This window comes from Mesorhizobium sp. BHbdii, assembly GCF_053848045.1.
This window is the reverse complement of record NZ_JBSPKX010000001.1, coordinates 2,292,718-2,318,594: the sequence shown is the minus strand read 5'-3', so window position 1 is coordinate 2,318,594 and position 25,877 is coordinate 2,292,718. Positions and strand designations below refer to the sequence as shown.

Below are 25,877 nucleotides of genomic sequence, written 5' to 3'. Positions count from 1 at the left end.
TCCTCAGTCCACCCACATTCCCGTTCGTTTGTGCCATCCGGCGATCGATTCTTCCGGATAGACATCGTAGGCCCTGTCGTCCTCGCCGATGTCGGGCTCGACCCAGTTCGCCTTGTATTTCAGCATGAGGTGCACCTTTTCAGGCGGTTTCGGCAGGTCTGTGTCGATCGCCGATGCAAATGGGTGGACCAGTTCCGGCCACGTCGGATCGTAGAGCCAGAGTGCCGATCCGCATTTCCTGCAGAAATTCCGCTCGCCTGACGAGATCTCGCATTGTGGATGCTCGTCGTCCTCGATCTCGGCTTGATAGACGCCAAGGTTGCGCTTGCCCTTGATTTTCAGCGTATCGAAATCGGCACCGAGATTGATGGCAAAGCCGCCGCCGCCCTGCTGCTTGCGGCAGATCGAGCAGTAGCAAAGCATGAACGGCACCGGCGTGTGGCTTTCCACCTCGAAGCGGACGGCATCGCACCGGCAGGACCCTTTGAGCAGAAGCGGCATGATGAGGGACTCCGAAGAATTTGGCTCTCAACTTGTCAGCATGGTTTTGGTTGCGGCGATGACAAGGGGAAATCCGGGTGACATGATCGCGGCATGGACAATGAACGCATTGCCGAACTTTTCGAAGGCCTCGGCCCGGTCAGCATTCGCAAGATGTTCGGCGGCAAGGGCATCTACTTCGACGGCGTCATCGTCGCCATCGTCATCCGTGGCGAATTGATGCTGAAGGCCGACTCGGAAAGCGCGCCCGAATTCGAAGCGGCCGGCTGCCGGCAATGGACCTACACCGGCTCGCGGCACGGCAAGCTCGTGTCCATGCCGTATTGGAGCATTCCCGACAGCGCCTTCGACGATCCGGACGAGATGGCAGTCTGGGCGCGCCGGGCCTATGAGGCGGGGCTGCGTGCCGGCAAATAGGCCGCCTCTCCACTGGTCATCAGCTCATGCCAATTTTCTGCGGCTCGGGCACAAGGGCCAGCGCGTCGGCAAAGTCTGCCGCCGTAAAGACCGGCACAAGTTCGGCACTTTCGATCGCAAGCATTGCCGCGGCAACGCCGTCACGCAGCGCCGCGCGCAGCGTCAGGCCGCGCAGCAGGGCGGCGACCGTTGCGCCCGCCAGCGCATCGGCGGCGGCGACGGTGACTTTTCTCGGCGGCGGGATCGAGAAGGCGCCGGCCTCGTCGAAACCCAGCACCGGACCGTCATCCGACCTCACCACGCCATATTTGAGGCCGGCGCGCCTCAGGCGGTCGATGATATCACGCTCCGCCGTGTCGATACCGACATCGGCGAGTGCGATGGCCTCGCGCCGGTCCATGAAGACCATCGCCAGGCTGCCAAGCACCGGCGCGAGCCGCACCGCCTTGTCTGGTGAGACGGCGAGGGCGAAGACCGGCTTGCCGGTGGCAAACGCCACCAGCCGCTCCAGCGCCGTCGACGGCAGGTTGGCGTCGCACAGGACCGCATCGGCGGTGCTGATCGCCTCACGCACCTTGGCACGGCGGATCTGCTTGGGAAGCGCCAGGTCGTAGAGCGCCATGTCGGAAAGGCCGACGATCAGCGCGCCGTCGCCGTCGATTATCGTCGTGTTGCTCGGCGTCGTGCGATCGAGGAACACCACGGATAGATCGGCAATGCCGGCCGCAGCGATGGCGCGCGAGACCGTGTCGGCCAGAACATCGCCGCCGCGCACCGAAAGCAGCGAGCCGGAGACGCCGCGCCGCACGGCGCCGCGCAGCGCATTGAAGACGGCGCCGCCGACAGCCTCGCGCATCGTGCCGGGATTCGACGCCGCCGGCACAAAGGCGCCCGAAACCTGGCCGCGCCGATCTATATAGGCGCCGCCTACGGCCAGGATTGTCGGCGACTTCATCATGCCTGGGAGGAAACCTTTGCTGTTGCCGGGCGAAGACTAGGGTGTCCGGCGGAGCCCGGCAACCGGAGGCGCGATTCGAAAGATGCCAGCACGATCCTGCGGGTGAAGCGGGATACATCCGGGGGTGAAAACACGAAACAAAAAAAGAACAAATCCAGATATTGTTTGTTTTTCAATCATTTGTCTCCCCTTGCCAGACGAGAACAAAAAAGGTACAAATTAATAAGGATTACGGATTGTCCGGCCTTCATTGACGACCAAGGGGTGATGTATCATGGCTCAGAATTCTTTGCGGCTTGTAGAGGACAAAGCAGTGGATAAATCAAAGGCTCTGGATGCGGCGCTGTCGCAAATCGAGCGTGCCTTCGGCAAGGGCTCGATCATGCGGCTCGGCGCAAACGAGCAGGTCGTCGAGATCGAAACGGTGCCGACCGGTTCGCTTGGCCTCGACATCGCGCTTGGCGTCGGCGGCCTGCCGCGCGGCCGCATCGTCGAGATCTACGGGCCGGAAAGCTCGGGCAAGACGACGCTGGCGCTGCACACGGTGGCCGAAGCCCAGAAGAAGGGCGGCATCTGCGCCTTTGTCGATGCCGAGCACGCGCTCGATCCGGTCTATGCGCGCAAGCTCGGCGTCGACCTCGAAAATCTGCTGATCTCGCAGCCCGATACCGGCGAACAGGCGCTGGAGATCTGCGACACGCTGGTGCGTTCCGGCGCCATCGACGTGCTGGTGGTCGATTCGGTCGCAGCGCTGACGCCGCGCGCCGAAATCGAGGGCGAAATGGGCGATTCACTGCCCGGCCTGCAGGCCCGCCTGATGAGCCAGGCGCTGCGCAAGCTGACCGCCTCGATCTCGCGCTCCAACACCATGGTCATCTTCATCAACCAGATCCGCATGAAGATCGGCGTGATGTTCGGTTCGCCCGAGACCACGACCGGCGGCAACGCGCTGAAATTCTATGCTTCGGTGCGCCTCGACATTCGCCGCATCGGCTCGGTCAAGGACCGCGACGAAGTCGTCGGCAACCAGACCCGCGTCAAGGTGGTCAAGAACAAGTTGGCGCCGCCCTTCAAGGTGGTGGAGTTCGACATCATGTATGGCGAGGGCGTGTCCAAGACCGGTGAGTTGGTCGACCTCGGCGTCAAGGCCGGCGTGGTCGAGAAGTCGGGCGCCTGGTTCTCCTATAATTCGCAGCGTCTCGGCCAGGGCCGCGAGAACGCAAAACTGTTCCTGCGCGACAATCCCGACACGGCACGCGAGATCGAGCTGGCGCTGAGGCAGAATGCCGGGCTGATCGCCGAGAAATTCCTCGAAAATGGCGGTTCCGAAGGCGGAGACGATAGTTTCGAGGACGAAGCGGGCGCGATGTAAGATACAGGCTGTGCCAGTCAAAGTTACCGGTTTGAGTTCGCGTATCCCGAATTGAGTTGGTGTATCGATGTGTTTATGCCGCCGGCCTTGGGCCGGCGGTTTGCGTTTTTGCCGATAGCTCTGGTCATTGTGAACAGCCGGCAAGGGCTACGGTTTGGAGCAATTCCGTGTTTCTGGACAGGGTGCAGTGCGACCGCTAAAAGGCCATGTCTGTTTTCCGCCGGCAATCGGCGGATCTCTCGAAAAGGCAGTATTCATGAGTGGCGTCAACGAGATCAGGTCGGCATTTCTCGACTATTTCCGCAAAGAGGGTCACGAGGTCGTGGCGTCGAGCCCGCTGGTGCCGCGCAACGACCCGACGCTGATGTTCACCAACGCTGGCATGGTGCAGTTCAAGAACGTCTTCACCGGGTTGGAAAGCCGTCCCTATTCGCGCGCCACCACCTCGCAGAAATGCGTGCGCGCCGGCGGCAAGCACAACGATCTCGACAATGTCGGCTACACTGCCCGTCACCACACCTTCTTCGAGATGCTCGGCAACTTCTCCTTCGGCAATTATTTCAAGGAGCGCGCCATCGAGCTTGCCTGGAATCTGATCACCCGCGAGTTCGGCATCGCCAAGGACCGGCTTCTGGTGACCGTCTACCATACCGACGACGCGGCCGCGGGCTTCTGGAAGAAGATCGCCGGGCTGCCGGAGGACAGGATCATCCGGATCGCCACCAGCGACAATTTCTGGGCGATGGGCGATACCGGTCCCTGCGGCCCGTGCTCGGAAATCTTCTACGACCATGGCGCCGACATTCCGGGCGGCCCGCCCGGCAGCGCGGATGAGGACGGCGACCGTTTCATCGAGATCTGGAACCTCGTCTTCATGCAGTTCGAGCAGGTGACGAAGGCGCAGCGGATCGAACTGCCGCGCCCGTCGATCGACACCGGCATGGGGCTGGAGCGCATCGCAGCCGTCCTGCAGGGTGAGCACGACAACTACGACATCGACCTGTTCAAGGCGCTGATCCGTGCCTCGGAAGAGGCGACCGGCGTCAAGGCGGAAGGCAAGAACCGGGCGAGCCACCGCGTCATTGCCGATCACCTGCGCGCATCGAGCTTCCTCATCGCCGACGGCGTGCTGCCGTCGAACGAAGGCCGCGGCTACGTGCTGCGTCGCATCATGCGCCGCGCCATGCGCCATGCGCAGCTTTTGGGCGCCCGTGATCCGCTGATGTGGCGGCTGGTGCCGGCGCTGGTGCGCGAGATGGGCCAAGCCTATCCCGAACTGGTGCGGGGCCAGCCGCTAATATCAGAGACGCTGAAGCTCGAGGAAACGCGCTTCCGCAAGACGCTGGCGCGCGGCCTCGGCCTGCTTGCCGACGCGACCGAGACGCTCGGCAGCGGCGACCGGCTTGACGGCGAGACAGCGTTCAAGCTCTACGACACCTATGGCTTCCCGCTCGACCTCACTCAGGACGCACTGCGCCCGCGCGGGGTTTCGGTCGATCTTGAGGGATTTAACGCGGCGATGGAGCGGCAGAAGGCCGAAGCGCGGAAGAGCTGGGCCGGCTCCGGCGACGCGGCCACCGAAACCGTCTGGTTCGCGGTGCGCGAGAAGGCGGGCGCGACCGAGTTTCTAGGCTACGACACCGAGCAAGCAGAAGGCATCGTTCGGGCGCTAGTCAGGGATGGCGCCGCGGTGGAGAGCGCCGTTGTCGGCGAAACCGTCGGCGTCGTCGTCAACCAGACGCCGTTCTATGGCGAGTCCGGCGGCCAGATGGGCGACACCGGCGTGATTTCGGGCGAAGGTTTTGCTATCGACGTCACCGACACGCAGAAGAAGGGCGACGGCCTGTTCGTGCATTTCGGCAAGGTCACCAAGGGCACCGTCAAGACGGGTGAAGCGGTCGAGTTGAAGGTCGACCATATCAGGCGCACGCGACTACGCTCAAACCATTCGGCGACCCACCTTGTCCACGAGGCGCTGCGCGAGGTGCTCGGCACCCATGTCGCGCAAAAGGGCTCGCTGGTCGCGCCGGAACGGCTGCGCTTCGACTTTTCCCACCCCAAGCCGATTTCGGCCGAGGAACTGGAACGCGTCGAGGCGATGGCCAACGAGATCGTCGTGCAGAACGGCCCGGTGACGACGAGGCTGATGAGCGTCGATGACGCGATTGCCGAGGGCGCCATGGCGCTGTTCGGCGAAAAATATGGCGACGAGGTCCGCGTCGTGTCGATGGGCACCGGGGTTGCCGGTGACAAGGCCGGCAAGCCCTATTCGGTCGAGCTCTGCGGCGGCACCCATGTCGGGGCCACCGGCGATATCGGCCTGGTCCGGCTGGTGTCGGAGGGCGCTGTCGCCGCTGGCGTACGCCGCATCGAGGCGCTGACCGGAGAGGCGGCCAGAAAGCATCTCGACGAACAGGACAGGCGGCTGAAGGCGGTCGCTGCCACGCTGAAGATTTCGCCGGCCGACGTGCCGGCCCGCGTCGAGGCGCTGCTTGACGAGCGCAAGAAGCTTGAGAAGGAGCTGACCGAGGCGCGCAAGAAGCTCGCGCTGGGCGACCGCTCGCCAGCCGGCGTGCCTGCGGAAAACGAAACCATTGCCGGTGTCGGTTTTCTCGGCAAGGCGGTATCGGGCGTCGCGCCAAAGGATTTGAAGCCGTTGGCCGATGCCGGCAAGAAGTCGCTCGGCTCCGGCGTCGTCGTCTTCGTTGGCGCCGGCGAGGACAACAAGGCGAGCGTCGTGGTCGGCGTCACCGACGACCTGACCGGCCGCTTCAGCGCCGTCGATCTGGTCCGCGTGGCATCCGCGGCATTGGGCGGGCAGGGCGGCGGCGGTCGACCCGATATGGCCCAGGCCGGCGGCCCGGATGCCTCGAAGGCCGAGAACGCGATCGCTGCAGTGAAAGCGGCGCTGGAAGCGGCGTGAACATGTACCAGTAAGGCGGGGCCGAAATGGCGGCGGGGATGATGTGACCACGTTGACGATGTATCAAGTCGACGCGTTTGCCGAACGGGCTTTCCAGGGCAACCCTGCTGCCGTTCTCATTTTGGAGGACTGGCTATCGGACGATGTGATGCAGGCTATCGCAAACGAGAACAACCTTGCTGAAACCGCGTTTGCGCGGCCGAATGGCGAGAGTTGGGATTTGCGCTGGTTCACGCCGGTTCATGAAGCCGACTTCTGTGGCCATGCAACTCTTGCGACCGCCCATGTGTTGGCCGCGGAACACAATGTGCCTGGTGACATGGCCTTTGCCACGCGGGTGGGTGAGCTACGGGTTTCCCAACGGGAAGGTGCCTACCAGCTCGAGCTGCCGTGTTTTCCGCCGCAGCCGCTCGGCGGGAAGTTGATACAGGCACTGCAAGAGATATTTCCTCGGGGGTCCGTTTCGAGCTTCCGCAATTTCGAAAACCTGTTTGTCGAGCTTGTCGACGAGGCATCCGTACGGTCATTCGTTCCCGATCTGCTTAGGATCGGAACCCTTCATCCTCTTGGGCTGGTCATTACCGCGCCTGGGCGAGCCCATGATTTCGTCTCGCGTTATTTCGTGCCCGGAGCGGGCATTCCCGAGGATCCGGTGACTGGCTCGACTCATGCGACTCTGGTGCCTTACTGGTCTGAAAAACTCGGCAAGACGCATCTGTCGGCATTCCAATGTTCGCAGCGCGGCGGGCATTTGCTGTGTGACCTGGCTGGAGATCGCGTGCTGATCGCAGGTCGTGCGAAGACCTTCATGAAGGCGGAAATCTACCTTTCCGAATGAGCAGCTGCCATTCGCCTCACCCTGCCTTTTTAGTTCCGGAAAAGCTTGGACGCTGAGCGATGCGGTCCCACCAGGCCCGAATATCTGGAAACTCGGCCAGCAGCTTCCGCCCTTCGGCGACCTTGACGAAATAGCCGATGATTGGCACGGCATGCAGGTCGGCGAGCGTCAGTTGCTCGCCCAACAGCCATGGCCCCTCGGCTTTCAGCGATGAGAGCGCCCGTAGTGTCGTTCTCGCCTGCCGAAGTCCGGCGGCGATCAAAGCCTCGTCAGGCGCCGTCTTCTCCAGCCGCTCGACAGCGACATCCCAGACCATGGCCCGATAGGCATAGGCGTCGAGCAGGCCGATGATCTGGTTCATGGTTGCGCGAGGCCGAACTTCGACCGGTTGCAACGCCGGGCCATCAAAGGCCTCGTCGACATAACGGGCAATCGCGCTGGTCTCGTATAGGCGGAACCCGTCATTCTCGAAGGCAGGGATGCGGCCGAACGGGTGATGGTCGAAATACCAGCCCGAAATGCCGTCCGCCGCAAAGATGTCGACCCGGCACAAGTTCGTAGTCGATGCCTTTTTCCGCGAGCACGAGGCGGACGATGCGCACGTAGACGCTATGGTCCGCCCCGTAGACGACCGGTTTGCTCATGATGCTCACTACAGCGCCGCGCGTCTTTTCATACGCGCAAAGGACGCTGTAGCACTTTGATTTTGCGCATGATCCTGTCCGAAAATGATTCCGGTTTTCAGGGTCATGCGTCAGGCCATCGCCTTCTGCAGGTTCTCGTCGATCTTGTCGAGGAAGCCGGTGGTCGAAAGCCATGGCTGGTCGGGACCGATCAGCAGCGACAGATCCTTGGTCATGAAGCCGGCCTCTACGGTCTGGATGCAGACCCTTTCCAGCGTCTCGGCAAACCGCTTCAACTCGGCATTGTCGTCGAGCTTGGCGCGATGGGCGAGGCCGCGTGTCCAGGCGAAGATCGACGCGATCGAATTGGTCGAGGTTTCCTCGCCCTTCTGATGCTGGCGATAGTGACGGGTGACGGTGCCATGTGCGGCCTCCGCCTCCACCGTCTTGCCATCCGGCGTCATCAGCACCGATGTCATCAGGCCGAGCGAACCGAAGCCTTGCGCCACAGTGTCCGACTGCACGTCGCCATCATAGTTCTTGCAGGCCCAGACATAGCCGCCCGACCATTTCAGGCTGGAGGCGACCATGTCGTCGATCAGCCGGTGCTCGTACCAGATCTTTTTCGCCTTGAATTCGGCTTCGAACTCAGCCTCGTAGACTTCCTGGAAAATGTCCTTGAACCGACCGTCATAGGCCTTGAGGATGGTGTTCTTGGTCGAGAGGTAGACCGGATAATTGCGCAGCAGGCCGTAATTCAGCGAGGCGCGGGCGAATTCGCGGATCGACTCGTCGAGGTTGTACATTGCCATGGCGACGCCGGCGGCCGGCGCATCGAACACGTCATGCTCGATCACCTTGCCGTCCTCGCCGACGAACTTGATCGTCAGCTTGCCCTTGCCGGGAAAGCGGAAGTCGGTGGCGCGGTACTGGTCGCCGAAAGCATGACGGCCGACGATGATCGGCTTGGTCCAGCCGGGCACCAGCCGCGGCACGTTCTTCATGATGATCGGCTCGCGAAAGATGGTGCCGCCGAGGATGTTGCGGATCGTGCCGTTCGGCGACTTCCACATCTTCTTCAGCTTGAATTCTTCGACGCGCTGCTCGTCGGGCGTGATCGTCGCGCATTTCACGCCGACGCCGTGTTTCTTGATGGCATTGGCCGCCTCGATAGTCACCTGGTCGTTGGTGGCGTCGCGGTGCTCGACGCTGAGGTCGTAATATTCAAGCTTCAGATCGAGATAGGGGTGGATCAGCTTGTCCTTGATGAACTGCCAGATGATGCGGGTCATCTCGTCGCCGTCGAGTTCGACGACCGGGTTCGCCACCTTGATCTTCGCCATGGAAAGAATGCCTCATTATTGGGATCGGAACGGCCTTGCCCGCATGGCTTTCGGCCGGGGATGGGGCCCGTATATCAAAGCATTTTTGGCCGCGCAAACGGCGATCCGCGCGGGCGTGCTTTACCATCGCCATCGGCCACTCTTTGTGAAAGCTTCATTTGTGAAAGCTTCATTTTCGCGGCCGGATATGGCAGGGGACGCTGAAATGCCGCAAACAGCAGTTCATTGACAGCCATGCAAGCCAGCAACGACATCCCTCCTGCCGCAGGCCCGGCGATCATCCTGGTCGAGCCGCAGCTCGGCGAGAATATCGGCATGGTCGCGCGCGCCATGGCGAATTTCGGTCTGTCCGAGCTGCGCCTCGTCAATCCGCGCGACGGCTGGCCGAGCGAAAAGGCGCGCGCTGCCGCGAGCCGGGCCGACCATGTGATAGATGCCGCTAGGGTATTTGACGATTTGGCCTCGGCGGTCGCCGATCTGAATTTCGTCTTCGCCACCACGGCGCGCGCACGCGATAATTTCAAGCCGGTGCGCGGACCGGTCGAGGCGGGCAGGGCGCTAAGGGCGCGCCAGGAAGCCGGACAGCGCACCGGCATCCTGTTCGGCCGCGAGCGGTTCGGGCTCTACAACGACGAGGTTGGCTTGGCCGACGAGATCGTCACCTTCCCGGTCGATCCCGCCTTCTCCTCGCTCAATATCGCCCAGGCGGCCCTGCTGATGTCCTATGAATGGATGAAGTCCGGCCTGGAAGATGAGACGAAAACCAATTTTTCCAGCCCCGACATGGTGCCGGCGACCAAGGAACAATTGCACGGCCTGTTCGCGTATCTGGAAGGCGCGCTCGAAGCGCGCGGCTATTTCCGACCGGCGCCGAAGAAGCCGAAGATGGTCGACAATCTGCGCGCGGTGCTGACGCGCGCCGGCTTCGCCGAGCCGGAACTCAAGGTGCTGCGCGGCATAATATCATCGCTGGACAGGTTTTCGCCGGCCATGCCGCGCGGCGACGGATCGCCGGGCGATGATCCAAGGCGGCTTCCGGCGGCGGCCGCACGCGCCGCGAAGGCGACAGACAAAGACCAGGCTTAACCACGAGTAACCGAATGTTATTTGGTGTGGTCCATCATTTTAGGATGATGGACCTTCGAATGTGACCATCTCTTGGTCCCCAGCCTCTCTCGCAATCCCAGCCTTCTCTCGTAATCCCAGCCTTCCCTCGCGACTCAAATGACAATGGCCGATCCCTCAAGCGCCCGCCCGATCCTGATGTTCGATTCCGGCATCGGCGGCCTGACGGTTTTGCGCGAAGCGCGCGTGCTGATGCCCGACCGCCGCTTCGTCTATGTCGCCGACGATGCGGCTTTCCCTTATGGCGCTTGGGAGGAACCGGCACTGAGGGCGCATATACTGGAGCTGTTCGGCAAGCTGCTCAACCGTTTTTCGCCGGCCATCTCGGTCATCGCCTGCAATACCGCTTCGACGCTGGTCATCGATGCGTTGCGTGAGAGATTTCCCGGCCACCCTTTCGTCGGCACGGTGCCGGCGATCAAGCCGGCGGCGGAACGCACTCGCTCCGGGTTGGTTTCGGTGCTGGCGACGCCCGGCACCGTCAAACGCCAGTATACGCGCGACCTGATCGGCAAATGGGCGCAAAAATGCCATGTCCGCCTGGTTGGCAGCGACAATCTGGCAGGATTGGCCGAGGTCTATATGCGCGAGGGCTTTGTCGATGAAGAGGCGGTGCGCACCGAGATCGCGCCGTGCTTCGTCGAACACGATGAACTGCGGACCGACATCGTCGTGCTTGCCTGCACCCATTATCCCTTTCTGGCCAACCGTATGCGCAAGACGGCACCTTGGCCGGTCGATTGGCTCGATCCCGCCGAGGCGATCGCGCGACGGGCGCTCTCGCTGCTTGCGGACACCGAGGCCAGCGGTCGCGGCGAGATGCTGGTGGAAGGCGCCGATCTTGCTGTCTTCACGTCGAAGCGGGTTGATTTCCCGACTCGCCGCTTGATGCAGGGCTTTGGGCTGGCGATTTCCTGATATCTGGGAACATCACCCGGACCGGTGCGTTTTTCCCTCATTGCAAGACGGGAGAAACGATCATGCCAGCCACTTCAAAAGCCCAGCAGAAAGCCGCAGGAGCGGCATTGTCCGCCAAGCGTGGCGAGACCAAAAAGAGTGAGCTCAAAGGCGCTTCGAAGGGAATGTACAAATCGATGAGCGAGAAGCAGCTCGAGGAATTCGCGGAGACCAAGCGTAAAGACCTGCCCGAGAAGAAATCAAAGCACTAGCCGCTCATCCGCACCCGCACGAAGGGCGGGTCCGATTCCGCAGTTGGATGGCCGCGGTCCAGCACACAGCCCGCAGCTGGTCGGTTATCCGCCAGCCGCAAGCTTGACACCGGTTAAATCTCCGTTTAATCAGCCCACCAACACCGGGCCGCAACGCCCGGTGGTTTCTTTATGTGCGCAAGACGTTTGGGAAGCGCTCTATTTTCCCAGGTCTTGTGTAAATGACGTGTCCCGTGGGTTTTCCGCCGCGTTGCGTGGGAAAACCCTGTCAGGTCTCGAAAACGGGGGCCAGAGGAGGGCGCGTTTCCTTCACCCGGACCATGAGGTTCCGGGTGTGTTGTTTTGAAAGGGAATGCGATGAGCAAGCGCGAATCCGCGAAATACAAGATCGACCGCCGTCTCGGCGAAAACATCTGGGGCCGCCCGAAATCCCCGGTCAACAAGCGCGAATACGGTCCCGGCCAGCACGGCCAGCGCCGCAAGGGCAAGCTTTCCGATTTCGGCCTGCAGCTTCGTGCCAAGCAGAAGCTGAAGGGTCACTACGGCGACGTTTCGGAAAAGCAGTTCCGCAAGGTCTATGAAGAGGCGGATCGCCGCAAGGGCGACACCTCGGAGAACCTGATCGGCCTGCTCGAGTCGCGTCTCGACGCGGTCGTCTACCGCGCCAAGTTCGTGCCGACCATTTTTGCCGCTCGCCAGTTCGTCAATCACGGCCACATTAATGTCAACGGCAAGCGCGTCAACATCGGCTCATACCGCTGCAAGCCGGGCGACGTCATCGAAGTGCGCGAAAAGTCGAAGCAGCTGGTGATCGTCCTGGAATCAGTGGGCTTGGCCGAGCGCGACGTGCCTGACTACATCGAGGTGGACCACAACAAGATGACAGCGACCTTCGGTCGCATCCCCGGCCTATCGGATGTTCCTTTCGCCGTGCAGATGGAACCGAACCTGGTCGTCGAATTCTATTCGCGCTGATCGAACGCGCCCGTCTGCGACAGCATCGAAGGCCGCCCATCGAGGCGGCCTTTTCTTTGTCCGGTTTTGGTCCGCCCAGCTTTTCTTTGTCAGCCATGCTAGAGCGATGTGCATCCGCTTGGACGCACAAAGTACGCTCTGGTTCGTTCTATTTGCGCATCATGCTTTTCGAAAATCGATTTCGGTTTTCGGGCCGATGCGTTAATCCGGGCAGCAACAAGGACTTTGGGGCCGACGCGCCATGAACATGCTGCCAGACGCCAAAACACTCGGACCGATCGCCGATGCCGCAGGCGGCTTTCATCCGCTGTTTGCCGATGTGCCGTCCTCCGTCGAGTTCAACAAGCTGCGCAAGCGGCTGCTGCGCCTCGCCCGTCAGGCGATCGACGATTTTTCGATGGTGAAATCAGGCGATCGCTGGCTCGTCGCCTTGTCCGGCGGCAAGGATTCCTACGGCCTGCTCGCTTTGCTGCTCGACCTCAAATGGCGCGGGCTGCTGCCGGTCGACCTGTTGGCTTGCAATCTCGACCAGGGCCAGCCGAATTTTCCGAAACACATTCTGCCCGATTATCTCAACAGATACGCCATTCCGCACCGCATCGAATATCAGGACACCTATTCGGTGGTGACCGACAAGCTTCCCCAGGGCAGCACCTATTGTTCGCTGTGCTCGCGGCTCAGGCGCGGCCATCTCTACCGCATCGCGCGGGAGGAGGGCTGCTCGGCTTTGGTGCTCGGCCACCACCGCGAGGACATTCTCGAAACCTTTTTCATGAATCTGTTCCATGCCGGGCGCCTCGCCGCCATGCCGCCAAAACTGCTCAACGACGACGGCGACGTCATGGTGCTGCGGCCGCTCGCCTATTGCGCCGAGGCCGATCTCGAAAAATTCGCCGGCGCCATGAAATTCCCGATCATCCCGTGCGATCTGTGCGGCAGCCAGGACGGCTTGCAGCGCAATGCGATGAAGGCGATGCTCGACGACTTGGAAAAGCGCATGCCCGGCCGCAAGGACACGATGATCCAGGCCATGACCAATGTGCGGCCTTCGCATCTGCTCGATCGCAAACTCTTCGATTTCGCCTCCCTCAACGAAACCCTTACACGGCAAGACGTTCCCGATGACATTTGACGATACCGCGATCGACTGGCTTGCCAAGCTTCTGTCCGACGCCGCCATTGCCGAGATCATGCCGCGCTTTCGACGGCTGGATGAGGGCGAGGTCCGCCAGAAGACCTCGGCAGCCGACCTGGTGACGGAGGCCGACGTGAATGCTGAGCGGCTCATCACCGTCAGGCTGCGTGAGCGCTACCCCCAGGCGATGATCGTCGGCGAGGAAGCCTGCTCCGACGACACGGCGCTGCTCCAGGGCCTCGGCGAAGCCGATCTTGCCTTCGTCATCGATCCAGTCGACGGCACCTTCAATTTCGCCTCGGGCGTGCCGCTGTTCGGCGTCATGCTGGGCGTCGTCGTGAAGGGCGAGACCGTCGCCGGCATCATTCACGATCCCGTCGGCAAGGACTGGCTGATCGGCGCCAAGGGTGCTGGCAGCCACATACGGCATGCGCATGGCACTCTGGAGAAGGTGCATGTCGCCGAGCCTGCACCGATCTCCCAAATGACCGGCGCGGTGTCCTGGCAATACATGCCCGAGCCGGAACGGTCACGGCTGGCGCGCAACCAGACGAAATCCTTGTCGCAATTCGGCTATCGCTGCGCGGCTCACGAATACCGCCTGCTGGCGAGCGGCCACGCCCACTTCGTTGTCTACAACAAGCTGATGCCGTGGGATCACCTGGCCGGTGTGCTGATCCATGCCGAGGCAGGTGGTTACGCGGCGCGTTTCGACGGCAGCGCCTATCTTCCTTCGGATGTCGGAGGTGGCCTTCTTGTCGCACCGGACGAAGAAAGCTGGCGCGAACTGCGCCGCGAACTCTGGGCGGAATAGGCCGTCCGGCATCGATCCGGTTCGGGCCATGCCTGGCCGATCTCGATTGGCCCGAGTTGCGCTCGATACGATTCCGATTTTCGGGGTCATGCGCGAGGTGGAGCTGACGCCCAGGTCTCCGCGATGGCGACTATGGCGGCATTGATCGGTCCGCTCGGGATCGTCGGCATCACCGACGCGTCGAGGATGAAGATGTTGTCGAAGCCGTTGAGCCGCAAATCCGGGTCGACGACGGCGTCGGCATCCCCGCCCATCCGGCAGGTACCGGCAGGATGATGATGTGTGGAGGCGGCGCTGGCGATGAAAGCGTCAAGGTCGTCGTCCGACTGCACCGGTGATCCCGGCAGAACTTCCACGTCGCGCCACTCGTCCAGCGCTGCATGATGACCAATCATTCGCGCCGCCTTCAGCGCCGTCCGGAAAACTGCCCGGTCGTGTTCGGTTTCGAGATAATGCGGGTCGATGATCGGTGCATCGTTTCGGCCCGGCCCGCCCGGTGCGATGTGTCCACGACTGGTCGGATGGGTGACGCCGCATAGAATGGTGAAAGCCGAGCCATAGGATGGTGCATTCAAGCCACCCGCGGCTGATGGAGCAACGACGCAGGCGAGCACAATATCGGGGCCTCCCGTCGAACGGGTCGGATCGCTGCCGTGCAGGTACATCAGCGATTCCGAGTGCTGCAGGCGCGACGGCGGCAGCGGTTTTTTCGCACTGTAGACATTTCCAAGGGCCAGCAGGTGATCCTGCAGATTGCGGCCGACATCCCGTCGGTCGGCAAGGCAGCGTATCCCCGCCCGCTTCAGCGTATCCGGATCGCCGATGCCAGACCGCATGAGGATGAGCGGCGACGACACCGCGCCGGCGCAAAGAACGACCCTGTCGGCGGAGATCGTCATGCTCGCTCCATCGCACACGACAGCCACACCCGTGGCCCGCTGGCCTTCCAGCACGAGGTGCTCGACCTCGTGGTCGGTTAGGAGAGCGAGGTTCGGTCGCGTCATGACCTCCGGCGGCAGATAGGCGTCGGCGACGCTCAGGCGCTTGCCGGCGCGGAGGTTCAGCGAATTGGGGCTCGTGCCGGCGAGCTCGCCGCTGTTGTGGTCGGTCAGGACGGGGACCCCCATGGCCTGTCCAGCGGCCATATAAGCGCGGACGACGGGGCTGACCTCCGCATCCGGCAGATAGACGTCCAGCGGTCCGCTGCGGCCGCGCGACGGCGCGTCGAAGGCGGTGAAAGCTTCGCTGCGGACGAAGCCTGGCAACAAGCCCGAAAAGGACCAGCGCTCGCCGCCTGCTACTGCCCAGGGTTGGAAATCATCGGGATGGCCACGCACATAGGCCATGGCATGCAGGCAGCTCGAACCGCCGACGATCTTTCCGCGCGGCCATTCATGGACGCGGTTTGCGGTAAAGGGTTGCGGCACCGTCCGATAGGCCCAGTCATAGGCGCGGCCCTGCAGCATCGTCCATTTCAGCGGGTCGGCGATATCGGGATCGGACGGCATGGTCCCGGCTTCGATCAAGCCGACCCGGCACGAGCTGTCCTCGCTTAGCCGGCTAGCCACCACCGAGCCAGCGGATCCCGCGCCGACGACCAGCACGTCGAAATGACGCATCAATTTGAAAGGCCCCGCGAGCAGGCTTGCTGGCTAGAACGCGCAACGCTCATGCCGCGAAAGCGCCGGCATTCGACCGTTCCGTGATTCGTCTTTGCACGGACAGCAAATGCGCGCGCATGGCCGCTTCGGCAGCTTCGGGGTCGCGTTTCGAGATCGCTTCGGCGATCAGACGATGTTCGCCGTCGCGCTCGGCGATCCGCTTAGGGCAGGTGGGTGCTGCGGTGCGTGCGATCTTCACCCGCGCATCGACCCCGACCTGGCGCAGCATCTTATAGAATTCGGCGGCAAGATGGTTGCGGGCGGCAGCGACGATGGCGGAATGAAAAGCGAAATCGACCGCGCCCGACGAGGCATTCTCCGGCGTGGTTGCCGCGTCAATGATCCGGGCCGTCTCGAACGAGGAGGCGCGCAGCGATGCCAGCCGGGCGAGGCCCGGCTCCATGAGCAGGCGCAACTCCAGAACCTCGATAGGGTTGGTTACCCTGACGAGCTCTTCGCCGTATCGGGGCAGGGCGGTTGGCGCACGCCTGGCGCGCGCCGGTTTCAAATCACCTGATTGGCGCAGCAACTCGAGCGCCTTGCGAAGCTGATGGCGCTTCACGTTCAGATATTCGGCTAGGTCACGCTCGGAAGGAAGCTTGCCGCCATCCTGCTGCAACTGGCGGACCGCTGCGATAATGTCGTCGAGATCCGATGATACGATCTGCGGCTCGAATGCGCTCAAAACCAAATCTCCTGTCTGATCGGCGGCGGTCGACTCAGCGTCCCGATATCATATAGTGACACGGAATCGATGAACACGGCACTCAACCAACCCAACCAATCTACATCTGCGCCCAGTGGTTGACAACACCAGTTGCGCGATGGTTGAGTGCCGCAGTTGTTTCTTTTGACGGCTCACATCTCGGCGGGGCCGTCCTTCTCCCGAGGACCGTGCATGCCGTTTGGAGAAACATTCGACTATGTCATTGTCGGAGCCGGGTCAGCCGGCTGCGTGCTTGCAAACCGCCTGAGCGAAGATCCTGATGTTTCCGTGCTGCTCCTGGAAGCCGGGGACTGGGATCGCGATCCAATGATCCACATCCCGCTCGGCTGGGGTAAGATCCTGACCGAGCGCCGTCACGATTGGATGTATTTCTGCGAGCCCGAGGCCAATGTCGGCGGACGCAAGGTCGAATGCGCGCGCGGCAAGGTCATCGGCGGCTCCTCCTCCACCAACGCCATGGCCTATGTGCGCGGCAATCGTGGCGACTATGATCGCTGGGCGGCCAGCGGCCTCACCGATTGGTCGTTCGACAAGGTGCTGCCCTATTTCAAGAAGCAGGAGCGCTGGGAAAAGGGCGAGAGCGACTATCGCGGCGGCAGCGGGCCACTGAACACGCAGTTCTGCCGCTACAAGGACGAGCTGATCGATGCCTTCGCCACAGCCGGCCGGGATGCCGGATACCCCCAGACTGACGACTATAACGGCGCCGTGCAGGAAGGCTTTGGCCGCCTGCAGATGACGATCGCAAACGGTCGCCGCTGCTCGACGGCGTCGGCCTATCTGCGTCCCGCCATGCGCCGCAACAATGTCAAGGTGCTGACCGGCGCGATGGCGACAAGGATCCTGCTGAAGGATGGGCGGGCGACCGGCATCGCCTACGCCAGAGGCGGGGCGACCCACCAGGTGCTGGCGCGGCGTGAGGTCCTGCTTGCCGGCGGCGTCATCAATACGCCGCAGCTGCTGATGCTGTCGGGGATCGGCGATGGCGGCGAGCTCGCCGCGCATAGTATCGAGACGAAAGTCGACCGGCCGCAGGTCGGCAAGAACCTGCAGGACCATGTTTCGGTCATTTTGATGTACCGGCGCAAGCAGCCGGGACCATTCCTGAAGATGATGCGGGCCGACCGTATCGGGCTGGATTTCGTCAAGACCTATCTCACTGGCAAGGGCTTTTCGGGGGACGTGCCCGGCGGGGTCGTGGCGTTTCTGAAAAGCGATGCAAGCCGGCCGTTGCCGGATGTTCAGCTGCTTTTTACGGCTGCACCCCTTGCCGCATGGCCTTACCTGTCGCCATTCAAGGCGCCCTTCGCCGATGGCTTTGCGACCCGCATCGTCGCCGTCCAGCCGGAGAGCAGGGGGAGCGTCAAACTGGCGTCGAGCGACCCGTTGGCCGCGCCGCTGATCCACCAGAATTTCCTGTCTTCCCCGCGTGACTGGCAGTCGCTTCGCGCCGGCTTCCGCGTTGCGCGCAACCTCGCTGCACAACCGTCGATGACGCCGTTCATCGCATCGGAATTCTTTCCGGGGTCACCATGCCAGAGCGACGACGAAATCGATGAGCATATTCGCAAGACCTCGATCACTGTGCATCATCCAGCCGGCACCTGCCGCATGGGTGTCGACGCCGGCTCGGTGGTCGATCCCGAACTGCGGGTGCGCGGAGTCGCCGGGCTCCGCGTGGTGGACGCTTCCATCATGCCGGATCTCGTCTGCGGCAACATCAATGCGGCGGTTATCATGATCGCCGAAAAGGCTTCGGACCTGATCCGCAGCCCTGCTGAACAAAGCATGGCTGCCTGATCGGCGCCGCTCAGTGTTCAACCAAAATTCTTTGGTTGAAAGAAAATTCGAATTGGTTGAGCCGCCGGGCGATTGTCGCGGTCGCCGTAGCTTGTTCCGCATCTGCTGGATTGTCCATTTTATCGCACATTTTCCGAGTTTTTCTGCCGCTTTTCGGGGGAATTTGCCTCAGAAAAGAATTCAACCAAAAAACTTCAGAGATTGTCATTTTTGGGATTGTCGAGCAAAACCAATACGAATACGGTTGAGTTGGTTAAACGCATTCTTCGTGAAGAGAGGTGTCAGTCATGTCCTTGGCGCAACCAGCAGACCTTTCCGTCACCAACAAAAAGGCAGCGCTGAAGGGCCTCTACGACGCCCTCTATGAAAAGAACATGTTTCCGTTCTGGGCGACATCGGAAGGCGTCGATCACGACGAGATCAAGCAGCTGATGGCGACGTCGAAGGCGATCCCCTTCGTCTGGTCCTATGCCGACATCGAGCCGCTGCTGCAGCGCGCCGCGGAACTGGTGACCATGGACGATAGCGAGCGCCGGTCGCTGATCCTGGTCAATCCGGGTCTTGCGCCCAAGCGCGCCTCGGTCAGCACGATGTACACCGCCTACCGCCTGAATGATCCCGACGAGATCATGCCGCCGCACAAGCATTCGCCGAGCGCCATACGTTTTGGCCTGACCGGCAAGGGCAACTTTACCGGCGTCGAGGGCGAGGATGTGGTTTTCGGCCCTGGCGACATGGTGCTGACGCCGAACGACGCCTGGCACAATCACGGCACGGTCGGCGGCGAACAGGCGGTCAATCTATCGGTTCTCGACCTGCCGCTGGTCGAGACGCTGCACGCCGTGCATTTCGACCACAAATATACCGAGATGGTCGACGGCAAGGAAGTCGAGAAGAAGGTGCAGACCGCCCGGTTCCCGAGCGATTATTCGCAGCGAATCTACGGCGAGGGTGGCTTGATGCCGCGCTTCGTCGACCACAAGCGTGGCGGTGGCCTGTCGTCGCCGATGTATGTCTATCGCTGGGAAAAGATGGAAGCGATCCTCGACGCGCACAAGGATTGGGACGGCGATCCGCACGAAGGCATCGTCATCGACTATGTCGACCCCACCACCGGCGGCCCGGTCTTCCGCACGATCAACTTCTACGTCCAGATGTTGCGGCCGGGCGAGAAGACGCTGCCGCAGCGCGAGACCGCCAGCCTGCTGTTGGCGCCGTTCCGCGGCCATGGCCATTCAATCATCGACGGCAAGCGCTACGACTGGAACCAGTTCGACACGATCGCCATACCGGGCGGTTCGTGGGTCGAGCATGTCAACGGCTCCTCGACCGAGCCGGTCATCTTCTTCGGCGCGACCGATGCGCCGACCCAGAAGGCGCTGCTCCTCTACAAGCGCTGGGGCCGCAACCAGGCCGGCGACCTGCTCCGCATCGTCTAGTCTTTGCAGCGGAAACTGTCCGCGCCGGCATAATGGCGCGGACACCGAAAGAGACGGTTCAGCAGCAAAGGCGGATGAATTTGGTTTCGGCGTTCAACACAAAGCAGATCGGCCATGTCGACTGTCCGGGCGGTGGCCAGGTCTGGGTCGACGGCAACATCCTCTATGTCGGCCACATGCGCCCGCCGAGCGGCACGACGCTGGTCGACATTTCCGATCCGCGCAATCCGAAGAAGATCGCGACGATCGACGTTCCGCCGGGCTGGCACTCGCACAAGGTGCGTGCCCAGGACGGTCTGATGATCATCAACCACGAGCGCTTCGGCAATGCGGGCCCGGCCGATTTCGGCGGTGGCCTGGCGATTTACGACACGACCCGACCGACGGAGCCGAAGCTGATCTCGAAATGGACAACCGGCGGCCATGGCGTGCACCGCTATGACTATGACGGCCGCTACGCCTATATCTCGCCGACCGCCGACGGCTATGTCGGCAACATCGTGATGATCCTCGACCTGATCGATCCGGTAAATCCGGTCGAGGTCGGGCGCTGGTGGATACCGGGGCAGTGGACCGGCGGCGGTGAGGAGTATCCGTGGCATGACTACGTCACGCCGCGCTGCCACCATCCGTTGCGCATGGGCGACCGGCTCTATGTCAGCTACTGGCATCACGGTCTGTTCATCCTCGACATTTCCGACATTTCGAAGCCGAAGCTTGTCTCGCATATCAATTCGAGCCCGAGCTTCCCGCATCCCACGCACACATGCCTGCCGATCCCGCAGCCGCTGAAGGGCCGCAACATCATGGTGGTGGCGGACGAGGATGTCGCCAAACTCCGACCCTCGCCGCCGGCCTTCACCTGGATCTACGACATCACCGACGAGACGAACCCGCTGCCGATCTCGACCTTCCAGGTGCCTGGCCTCGACCCGGATGGCGAACCACAACCGCCGATGACCGGCTGCCATCAGCCTTCCGAGCGCTTCAAGGGCACCATCATTCCGTTTGCATGGTTCGCGCAGGGGCTGCGGCTGGTCGACATCGCCGACCCGTTCGCACCCAAGGAGGTCGGCCATTTCGTGCCCGACGCGCCTGAAGGCGCTGAGCGTTCGTCTTCCAACGACGTCACCATCGACGATCGCGGCATCGTCTACCTGATCGACCGCATCCGTGGCGTCGACATCATCGAAACCAGCGTTCTCTAGGGGGATAGGTTGAGCGACAGCACGCGAAAATCCGCCAGCCACTACGCCATCGGCAAGAAGAATCCGAACCTGCCGTTTCATCCGGCGGTGCGGGCCGGCGATTTCATTTTCGTCTCCGGCCAGGTGCCGAAGGACGAGAACAACAACATGATCAGCGGCACGATCGAGGAAGAGACGCTGGCGACGCTGAAGACCATCGCGCGCGTCATTGCCGATGAGGGCGCAACGCTGTCCGATGTCGTGCGGATCACCACCTATCTCGAGGATACGCGCGATTTCGGCCGCTACAACAAGGCGTTCCTCGAAGGGATCGGCGACGCGGTGCTGGCGCGCACGACCGTCGAGGCAAAAGCCGTCATCAACACCAAGATCGAAATGGACGCCATCGTCTACAAGCCGCTGCCGGCCGGCAAGTAGGTCACGACACAATCGAGGAGACGACATGTACAAGCTTTTGGGACGCCAGACATCGGGCAACGTTCAAAAGGTGCTCTTCATGCTCGAAGAGCTTGGGGCGGCGTATAAGCGCGAGGACTACGGCCGCCAGTTCGAAAACACCCAGACGGCCGAGTACAAGGCGCTCAATCCGACGTCGAAAGTTCCGACGCTGATCGACGGCAACACCGTGATCTGGGAGTCGAACACCATCCTGCGCTATCTCGCGGCATCCGGCGGCGAGCAGCTGAATGGCGCCACCCCGGCGGAAAAGACCGAGGTCGAGCGCTGGATGGATTTTCTGCTGGCAGCTGTTAATCCGGGCTACTTGGCCGCCTTCAAGGGCGCCAAGCTGACGCCCGAAGAGCAGACCGCCGAATACAAGGAGCAGGTGAAGGACCTTGTGGCGCAACTCAAGATCGTCGACGGGCATCTGGCCGGCAAGGATTTCCTGGCACTGGGCAAGCTGACCATTGCCGACATCGCCTGCGCGCCGATCCTGAAGCGCTGTATCGACTTCAAGATCGACCGGCCGTCGCTGCCCAACCTCGAGCGCTGGGTGGCCACAATCGCCGCTCGTCCGGCCTTCAAGGCGGCGACCGCCGCCGCCCCCGCAAGGGCCGCATGATGATCAAGCGCGCCGCCCTCATCGGACTGGGAACGATGGGTCCGGGCATCGCCGCGCGGCTTTCGCGCGGCGGGCTCGACGTGGCGGCGTATGATGTTTCCGATGTCGCGGTCGAACGCGCCAGCGGCATGCTCGACATTGCTGGCGCGATTCTGGACCGTCTCGATATCAAGCCGCCCGCATCGGGCGCTGGCACGGTGCGCTTCGTCCGCACCCTCGCCGAGGCTGTCGATGGTGCGGAACTGGTCATCGAGAATGTGCCTGAGAATATCGACATCAAGGCCGAAACCTATCGCGCCATCGACCCGCTGATAGGTTCTTCGGTGATCGTCGCCTCGGACACGTCAGGAATTCCGATCACCAAGCTGCAGGCCCATATTTCGCATCCCGAGAGGTTGGTCGGCATGCACTGGTCGAACCCTCCGCACATCATTCCGATGATCGAGGTGATTGGCGGCGAGAAGACCGCGCCTGAAACCGTCGCGACGATACGCGACCTGATCCGCTCGATCGGGCTATTGCCGGTGGTTGTGAAGAAGGACGTTCCCGGTTTCGTCGAAAATCGCGTGCTTTACGCGCTGCTGCGTGAAGCGGTCGACCTGGTCGAGCGCGGCGTCATCGAACCGGAGGATCTCGACACCTGCGTATCCTGGGGCATCGGTTACAAGGTCGCCGTCATCGGGCCGATGGCGCTGCTCGATATGGCGGGCCTCGACATCTACAAATCGGTCTCGTCGTTCCTGAACGCCGATCTTTCCAATCGGGATGATGTCGCGCCGATGGTTCTGGAGAAGACCGGTGCATCGAAGTTCGGAATCAAGTCGGGCGAGGGCATGTTCTCCTACACGCCCGAACAGATAAAGGCGCTGCAAGGCGAACGGGCGCGCAAGCTCGTCGCGGTGCGCCGCATCCTCGAGGGCCAGGAGTAGGCGATGGCACGAGTTGCGCACGAGGCTGGCCGTGTTGGGAATTTCACCTGGTTGGCCGCTCATGCGGACTGCACCATCAAAACCGCGCGGCTGCGGCCAATGACCATGTGTGGGGTGACCGACCATGCAGGTTGAAACCATTCGACCAGCCGGCGGCCGACCCGCCCATATTCGCCACGACGACCTCATTTCCACCAAGGGCTTGTCGGTAATCATGGGCACGGATCAGAACCGGCAACTGATCCTTAGGGATATAGACCTTTCGGTTCCGAAGGGTTCGTTCGTTTCCCTCATCGGTCCGTCCGGTTGTGGCAAGAGTACGTTGCTTAAAGTGCTTGCTGGGCTGGTAAGTCCGAGCAACGGCAGCGTCTCGATCGCCGGCGTTTCGCCAGGCGAGGCGGCGCGCAAACGGATGATAGGTCTGGTCTTTCAGGACGCCAATCTGCTGCCGTGGAAAAACGCCGTCGACAATGCCTCGATGCTGCTAGGCATCGCCGACAAGTCGATGTCGCGCTCGGCGCTGCGGGCGCGTGGACAGGAGATGCTGGAACTGGTGGGCCTTGGCGATGCCGCCCACAAGCGCCCAAACGAACTGTCTGGCGGCATGCGTCAGCGGGTCGCCATCGCCCGGGCTTTGGCGCTTGATCCGGCGGTCTTGCTGATGGACGAGCCGTTTGGTGCCCTTGACGCGATCACCCGCGATTCGATGGGCCAGTCGCTGCTTGAGATCTGGCAGAGGACCGGAAAGACGATTGTCTTCGTGACGCATTCGATCGACGAAGCCATTCAGTTGTCTCGCCAGGTTCATGTGCTGGGGATCAACCCGGGACGCATTACTCAGAGTCTGGACATTCCGCTGCCCTATCCGCGCGACGCTTCCGTGACCGAAGTCCCCGAATTCGTCAGCCTGGTGCTTCAGCTTCGAACGATGCTGCGCTCCAGTCATCAGCCGGGAGGCGCGACGTGAGCGAGCAGCCTCTCACGAACCTCTCCCAGCCAGAGCCTGTTTCCGACTGGAATGCGGCGACAAGCAGCTGGCTTCCGGCGGTCATCCTTCTGCTGGTGACGATCGTGTTGTGGGAAGCCGCGGTGCGGATATTCTCCATATCCTCCTTTATCGTTCCTGCCCCATCCGAGATTGCGAAATCGCTGGTCGCCCAATGGGGCACCCTCATGCAGGCGACGGTGGTCACGGCGGGCGAAATCCTGTTTGGCTTCCTTGTCTCGGTCGTAGTCGGCATTGCGCTTGCTCTCGTCATCGTGCGCTTCGACTGGCTGGGCCGCGCTCTCTACCCGCTCGTCGTGTTGTTCCAGAATGTGCCGAAGGTCGCGCTGGCGCCGATCTTCATCCTCTGGTTCGGCTACGGGCTCGCACCCAAAATCGGTCTGATCCTGGTCATCGCCTTCTTCCCGGTGACGCTGTCGATGCTGGCCGGCATGCAATCGGTCGACCGTTCGCTTCTGTCGCTGATGAATTCGGTTGGCGCCAGCCGGACCCAGATCCTGTTCAGGATCCGTGTTCCCCACTCGCTGCCGAGCCTAATGGCCGGAACCAAAATTGCAGCGACCCTGAGTGTGATCGGCGCCATCGTTGGCGAATTTGCCGGAGCCTCGGACGGGCTCGGCTACGTCATCCAGTTCGCGTCGACCCAGCTCGACACGGCTCTTGTCTTTGCGGCGCTGCTGCTCGTTTCCGTGCTCGGCATCGCCTTCTACTACGCAGCCGAAATTCTAGAACGCTTCGTGGTGCCCTGGGCGCCCAAATTCAGCCGGGCTTAGGATCTTTTGAACAACCAACAAACAAGGGGAACAAACAATGCTGAGACGCTCTCTTATCAAGGCAGCCACCTTTGCGGCGTTTGTCAGCGCGCTTGGCTTCTCGAACGCGGCTCTGGCGGCGGACACGGTCAACGTCCAGCTCGACTGGGTGGTGCGCGGCAATCACGCCATGTTCTTTGTCGGCAAGGAAAAAGGCTTCTTCGCCAAGAACGACATAGATGTCATCGAGGTCCGCAAAGGCTCTGGCTCGCCGGACGCAATGCGCCTCGTGGGCAACGGCAACGCTGAATTCGGCTTCGGCGATCTTCCGACGCTTGCCGTGGCACGATCCCAGAATGTTCCCGTCGTGGCGCTAGCGGCAGTCAACCAGCAGTCGCCGCTGGGCATCATCTCGCTCGCCAAGACGCTCAAGCTGACCAAGCCGTCCGACCTCAAGGGCCTGACCATCGGCATCCATCCGGCAGGCTCCACCTACATCTTCTTCAGGGGTTTTCTGGCTGCCAATGGCATGAGCGAGAAGGACATGACGCTCAACAGCGTCTCGCCGCCTTACGAGAGCTACCTGCTGCTCGGACGCGTGCAGACAGTGGTCGGTTATCTCGACGCCGAAGTGCCCGAACTTGAAGCCAAGGCCGGCGGCCCGGGGTCGCTGAGCATCATGCTCGGCGCGGATCACGGCTGGAAAGCCTATGGCTCGGGGCTGTTCACCTCTGAGGCGATGATCAAGGACAAGCCCGATGTCGTGCGCCGTTTCGTGAAGGCCTACAGGGAAGCTTTCGACTATGTCGCAGCTCATCCGGAAGAAGCCGCCGAGATCACCGCCAAGGCCGTTCCGGGCTACGCGGAAAAGAAGGATGTGCTGCTGGCCCAGCTGAACGCCGACATCGCTTCGACGTTCAACAGTCCGGCGACGAAGGAGCACGGCCTCGGCTGGATGACCAAGACTCAGTGGGAAGAGACCTTGAAGACGCTGACGGATCAGGGCGTCCTCAAAACGGCCCTGTCGGCCGACGACGTCTTCACTGACAAATTCCTGGCGGCAGAGTGAAGGTCGGGGGCGGTGTCTGACCTGGTGAAA

The 25,877-nt window shown here is 62.0% G+C and carries 25 protein-coding genes and 1 pseudogene; 19 read left to right on the top strand and 7 right to left on the bottom strand.

Annotation, left to right across the window (positions count from 1 at the left end; translation table 11 throughout):
* Positions 1-3 precede the first annotated feature (3 nt).
* The gene (locus tag ACWTU8_RS11335; RefSeq protein ID WP_029353593.1) at positions 4-501 is read right to left on the bottom strand and encodes a GFA family protein; all 498 of its coding nucleotides are present in this window, start codon (positions 499-501) and stop codon (positions 4-6) included.
* Between the two features lie 93 nt (positions 502-594).
* Between ACWTU8_RS11335 and ACWTU8_RS11330 the strand changes: the two genes are divergently transcribed.
* On the top strand, positions 595-918 hold the full coding sequence (locus ACWTU8_RS11330; RefSeq protein ID WP_029353596.1) for a TfoX/Sxy family protein: 324 nt from the start codon (positions 595-597) through the stop codon (positions 916-918).
* A 19-nt stretch (positions 919-937) separates the two neighbouring features.
* On the opposite strand, the gene ACWTU8_RS11325 is transcribed toward ACWTU8_RS11330, so the two are convergent.
* On the bottom strand, positions 938-1,876 hold the full coding sequence (locus ACWTU8_RS11325; protein WP_455848135.1) for a carbohydrate kinase family protein: 939 nt from the start codon (positions 1,874-1,876) through the stop codon (positions 938-940).
* Between the two features lie 274 nt (positions 1,877-2,150).
* Here ACWTU8_RS11325 and recA point away from each other — a divergent pair, with 274 nt between their 5' ends.
* The 3 genes from recA to ACWTU8_RS11310 all read left to right on the top strand — a co-directional run bounded on the left by recA (position 2,151) and on the right by ACWTU8_RS11310 (position 7,009).
* Positions 2,151-3,248: a recombinase RecA gene (gene recA, locus ACWTU8_RS11320; protein ID WP_455848134.1), complete on the top strand. Its 1,098-nt coding sequence runs from the start codon at positions 2,151-2,153 to the stop codon at positions 3,246-3,248.
* 256 nt (positions 3,249-3,504) lie between these two features.
* Complete coding sequence (gene alaS, locus ACWTU8_RS11315) at positions 3,505-6,171, top strand: alanine--tRNA ligase (RefSeq protein ID WP_455848133.1); 2,667 nt, start codon at positions 3,505-3,507, stop codon at positions 6,169-6,171.
* 43 nt (positions 6,172-6,214) lie between these two features.
* Positions 6,215-7,009: a PhzF family phenazine biosynthesis protein gene (locus ACWTU8_RS11310; RefSeq protein ID WP_455848132.1), complete on the top strand. Its 795-nt coding sequence runs from the start codon at positions 6,215-6,217 to the stop codon at positions 7,007-7,009.
* Between the two features lie 16 nt (positions 7,010-7,025).
* Here the strand turns inward: ACWTU8_RS11310 and ACWTU8_RS11305 are convergent.
* From ACWTU8_RS11305 to ACWTU8_RS11295, 3 genes and pseudogenes are all read right to left on the bottom strand, one after another.
* A pseudogene (locus tag ACWTU8_RS11305) lies at positions 7,026-7,653 on the bottom strand (glutathione S-transferase family protein).
* A 110-nt stretch (positions 7,654-7,763) separates the two neighbouring features.
* Positions 7,764-8,975, bottom strand: coding sequence for an NADP-dependent isocitrate dehydrogenase (locus tag ACWTU8_RS11300; protein ID WP_455848131.1), 1,212 nt, complete (start codon positions 8,973-8,975; stop codon positions 7,764-7,766).
* A 74-nt stretch (positions 8,976-9,049) separates the two neighbouring features.
* Positions 9,050-9,211, bottom strand: a complete 162-nt coding sequence (locus tag ACWTU8_RS11295) for a hypothetical protein (RefSeq protein ID WP_455848130.1) — start codon at positions 9,209-9,211, stop codon at positions 9,050-9,052.
* Here ACWTU8_RS11295 and ACWTU8_RS11290 point away from each other — a divergent pair.
* The 6 genes from ACWTU8_RS11290 (at position 9,210) to ACWTU8_RS11265 (ending at position 14,193) form a co-directional block, all read left to right on the top strand.
* Complete coding sequence (locus ACWTU8_RS11290) at positions 9,210-10,061, top strand: RNA methyltransferase (protein ID WP_455848129.1); 852 nt, start codon at positions 9,210-9,212, stop codon at positions 10,059-10,061. The two genes, ACWTU8_RS11295 and ACWTU8_RS11290, sit on opposite strands and share 2 nt — an antisense overlap.
* A 144-nt stretch (positions 10,062-10,205) precedes the next feature.
* Complete coding sequence (murI, locus tag ACWTU8_RS11285; protein WP_455848438.1) at positions 10,206-11,018, top strand: glutamate racemase; 813 nt, start codon at positions 10,206-10,208, stop codon at positions 11,016-11,018.
* Positions 11,019-11,080: 62 nt separating this feature from the next.
* Complete coding sequence (locus ACWTU8_RS11280) at positions 11,081-11,269, top strand: DUF3008 family protein (protein WP_095521667.1); 189 nt, start codon at positions 11,081-11,083, stop codon at positions 11,267-11,269.
* Positions 11,270-11,626: 357 nt separating this feature from the next.
* On the top strand, positions 11,627-12,244 hold the full coding sequence (gene rpsD, locus ACWTU8_RS11275; RefSeq protein ID WP_029353615.1) for a 30S ribosomal protein S4: 618 nt from the start codon (positions 11,627-11,629) through the stop codon (positions 12,242-12,244).
* Positions 12,245-12,485: 241 nt separating this feature from the next.
* On the top strand, positions 12,486-13,376 hold the full coding sequence (gene ttcA / locus ACWTU8_RS11270; RefSeq protein ID WP_455848128.1) for a tRNA 2-thiocytidine(32) synthetase TtcA: 891 nt from the start codon (positions 12,486-12,488) through the stop codon (positions 13,374-13,376).
* Positions 13,366-14,193: an inositol monophosphatase family protein gene (locus tag ACWTU8_RS11265; protein ID WP_455848127.1), complete on the top strand. Its 828-nt coding sequence runs from the start codon at positions 13,366-13,368 to the stop codon at positions 14,191-14,193. The genes ttcA and ACWTU8_RS11265 overlap by 11 nt, the downstream gene beginning before the upstream one ends.
* Before the next feature lie 86 nt (positions 14,194-14,279).
* On the opposite strand, the gene ACWTU8_RS11260 is transcribed toward ACWTU8_RS11265, so the two are convergent.
* Both ACWTU8_RS11260 and ACWTU8_RS11255 read right to left on the bottom strand, forming a co-directional pair.
* On the bottom strand, positions 14,280-15,815 hold the full coding sequence (locus ACWTU8_RS11260) for a GMC family oxidoreductase (protein ID WP_455848126.1): 1,536 nt from the start codon (positions 15,813-15,815) through the stop codon (positions 14,280-14,282).
* A gap of 46 nt (positions 15,816-15,861) precedes the next feature.
* Complete coding sequence (locus ACWTU8_RS11255) at positions 15,862-16,539, bottom strand: FadR/GntR family transcriptional regulator (protein ID WP_455848125.1); 678 nt, start codon at positions 16,537-16,539, stop codon at positions 15,862-15,864.
* Between the two features lie 213 nt (positions 16,540-16,752).
* Between ACWTU8_RS11255 and ACWTU8_RS11250 the strand changes: the two genes are divergently transcribed.
* The 9 genes from ACWTU8_RS11250 (at position 16,753) to ACWTU8_RS11210 (ending at position 25,847) form a co-directional block, all read left to right on the top strand.
* On the top strand, positions 16,753-18,381 hold the full coding sequence (locus ACWTU8_RS11250; protein WP_455848124.1) for a GMC family oxidoreductase: 1,629 nt from the start codon (positions 16,753-16,755) through the stop codon (positions 18,379-18,381).
* 287 nt (positions 18,382-18,668) lie between these two features.
* On the top strand, positions 18,669-19,820 hold the full coding sequence (locus tag ACWTU8_RS11245) for a cupin domain-containing protein (protein WP_455848123.1): 1,152 nt from the start codon (positions 18,669-18,671) through the stop codon (positions 19,818-19,820).
* Positions 19,821-19,894: 74 nt separating this feature from the next.
* Positions 19,895-21,028 carry an LVIVD repeat-containing protein gene (locus tag ACWTU8_RS11240; RefSeq protein ID WP_029353625.1) on the top strand — a complete coding sequence of 378 codons (1,134 nt, stop codon included), beginning with the start codon at positions 19,895-19,897 and terminating at the stop codon, positions 21,026-21,028.
* Between the two features lie 9 nt (positions 21,029-21,037).
* Positions 21,038-21,445: a RidA family protein gene (locus ACWTU8_RS11235; protein ID WP_029353627.1), complete on the top strand. Its 408-nt coding sequence runs from the start codon at positions 21,038-21,040 to the stop codon at positions 21,443-21,445.
* A 25-nt stretch (positions 21,446-21,470) separates the two neighbouring features.
* A complete protein-coding gene (locus ACWTU8_RS11230; protein ID WP_455848122.1) occupies positions 21,471-22,091 on the top strand; it encodes a glutathione S-transferase family protein in 621 nt (206 codons plus the stop codon).
* The gene (gene fhmpcd1, locus ACWTU8_RS11225; RefSeq protein ID WP_455848437.1) at positions 22,091-23,020 is read left to right on the top strand and encodes a 5-formyl-3-hydroxy-2-methylpyridine 4-carboxylate 5-dehydrogenase; all 930 of its coding nucleotides are present in this window, start codon (positions 22,091-22,093) and stop codon (positions 23,018-23,020) included. The genes ACWTU8_RS11230 and fhmpcd1 overlap by 1 nt, the downstream gene beginning before the upstream one ends.
* Positions 23,021-23,144: 124 nt before the next feature.
* Positions 23,145-23,987 (top strand): ABC transporter ATP-binding protein, encoded by an 843-nt coding sequence (locus tag ACWTU8_RS11220; RefSeq protein ID WP_455848121.1) that lies wholly within the window; start codon positions 23,145-23,147, stop codon positions 23,985-23,987.
* On the top strand, positions 23,984-24,799 hold the full coding sequence (locus tag ACWTU8_RS11215; RefSeq protein WP_455848120.1) for an ABC transporter permease: 816 nt from the start codon (positions 23,984-23,986) through the stop codon (positions 24,797-24,799). Before ACWTU8_RS11220 ends, ACWTU8_RS11215 begins: the two co-directional genes overlap by 4 nt.
* A gap of 37 nt (positions 24,800-24,836) precedes the next feature.
* Positions 24,837-25,847, top strand: a complete 1,011-nt coding sequence (locus ACWTU8_RS11210) for an ABC transporter substrate-binding protein (protein WP_455838201.1) — start codon at positions 24,837-24,839, stop codon at positions 25,845-25,847.
* Positions 25,848-25,877: the final 30 nt, after the last annotated feature.

What these genes read in the sequence shown, in the direction of transcription:
- ACWTU8_RS11335 (WP_029353593.1), bottom strand. Translation starts at nt 501, where the DNA reads ATGCCGCTTCTGCTCAAAGGGTCCTGCCGGTGCGATGCCGTCCGCTTC.
- ACWTU8_RS11330 (WP_029353596.1), top strand. Translation starts at nt 595, where the DNA reads ATGGACAATGAACGCATTGCCGAACTTTTCGAAGGCCTCGGCCCGGTC.
- ACWTU8_RS11325 (WP_455848135.1), bottom strand. Translation starts at nt 1,876, where the DNA reads ATGATGAAGTCGCCGACAATCCTGGCCGTAGGCGGCGCCTATATAGAT.
- recA (WP_455848134.1), top strand. Translation starts at nt 2,151, where the DNA reads ATGGCTCAGAATTCTTTGCGGCTTGTAGAGGACAAAGCAGTGGATAAA.
- alaS (WP_455848133.1), top strand. Translation starts at nt 3,505, where the DNA reads ATGAGTGGCGTCAACGAGATCAGGTCGGCATTTCTCGACTATTTCCGC.
- ACWTU8_RS11300 (WP_455848131.1), bottom strand. Translation starts at nt 8,975, where the DNA reads ATGGCGAAGATCAAGGTGGCGAACCCGGTCGTCGAACTCGACGGCGAC.
- ACWTU8_RS11290 (WP_455848129.1), top strand. Translation starts at nt 9,210, where the DNA reads ATGCAAGCCAGCAACGACATCCCTCCTGCCGCAGGCCCGGCGATCATC.
- ACWTU8_RS11295 (WP_455848130.1), bottom strand. Translation starts at nt 9,211, where the DNA reads ATGGCTGTCAATGAACTGCTGTTTGCGGCATTTCAGCGTCCCCTGCCA.
- murI (WP_455848438.1), top strand. Translation starts at nt 10,206, where the DNA reads ATGGCCGATCCCTCAAGCGCCCGCCCGATCCTGATGTTCGATTCCGGC.
- ACWTU8_RS11280 (WP_095521667.1), top strand. Translation starts at nt 11,081, where the DNA reads ATGCCAGCCACTTCAAAAGCCCAGCAGAAAGCCGCAGGAGCGGCATTG.
- rpsD (WP_029353615.1), top strand. Translation starts at nt 11,627, where the DNA reads ATGAGCAAGCGCGAATCCGCGAAATACAAGATCGACCGCCGTCTCGGC.
- ttcA (WP_455848128.1), top strand. Translation starts at nt 12,486, where the DNA reads ATGAACATGCTGCCAGACGCCAAAACACTCGGACCGATCGCCGATGCC.
- ACWTU8_RS11265 (WP_455848127.1), top strand. Translation starts at nt 13,366, where the DNA reads ATGACATTTGACGATACCGCGATCGACTGGCTTGCCAAGCTTCTGTCC.
- ACWTU8_RS11250 (WP_455848124.1), top strand. Translation starts at nt 16,753, where the DNA reads ATGCCGTTTGGAGAAACATTCGACTATGTCATTGTCGGAGCCGGGTCA.
- ACWTU8_RS11245 (WP_455848123.1), top strand. Translation starts at nt 18,669, where the DNA reads ATGTCCTTGGCGCAACCAGCAGACCTTTCCGTCACCAACAAAAAGGCA.
- ACWTU8_RS11240 (WP_029353625.1), top strand. Translation starts at nt 19,895, where the DNA reads ATGAATTTGGTTTCGGCGTTCAACACAAAGCAGATCGGCCATGTCGAC.
- ACWTU8_RS11230 (WP_455848122.1), top strand. Translation starts at nt 21,471, where the DNA reads ATGTACAAGCTTTTGGGACGCCAGACATCGGGCAACGTTCAAAAGGTG.
- fhmpcd1 (WP_455848437.1), top strand. Translation starts at nt 22,091, where the DNA reads ATGATCAAGCGCGCCGCCCTCATCGGACTGGGAACGATGGGTCCGGGC.
- ACWTU8_RS11220 (WP_455848121.1), top strand. Translation starts at nt 23,145, where the DNA reads ATGCAGGTTGAAACCATTCGACCAGCCGGCGGCCGACCCGCCCATATT.
- ACWTU8_RS11210 (WP_455838201.1), top strand. Translation starts at nt 24,837, where the DNA reads ATGCTGAGACGCTCTCTTATCAAGGCAGCCACCTTTGCGGCGTTTGTC.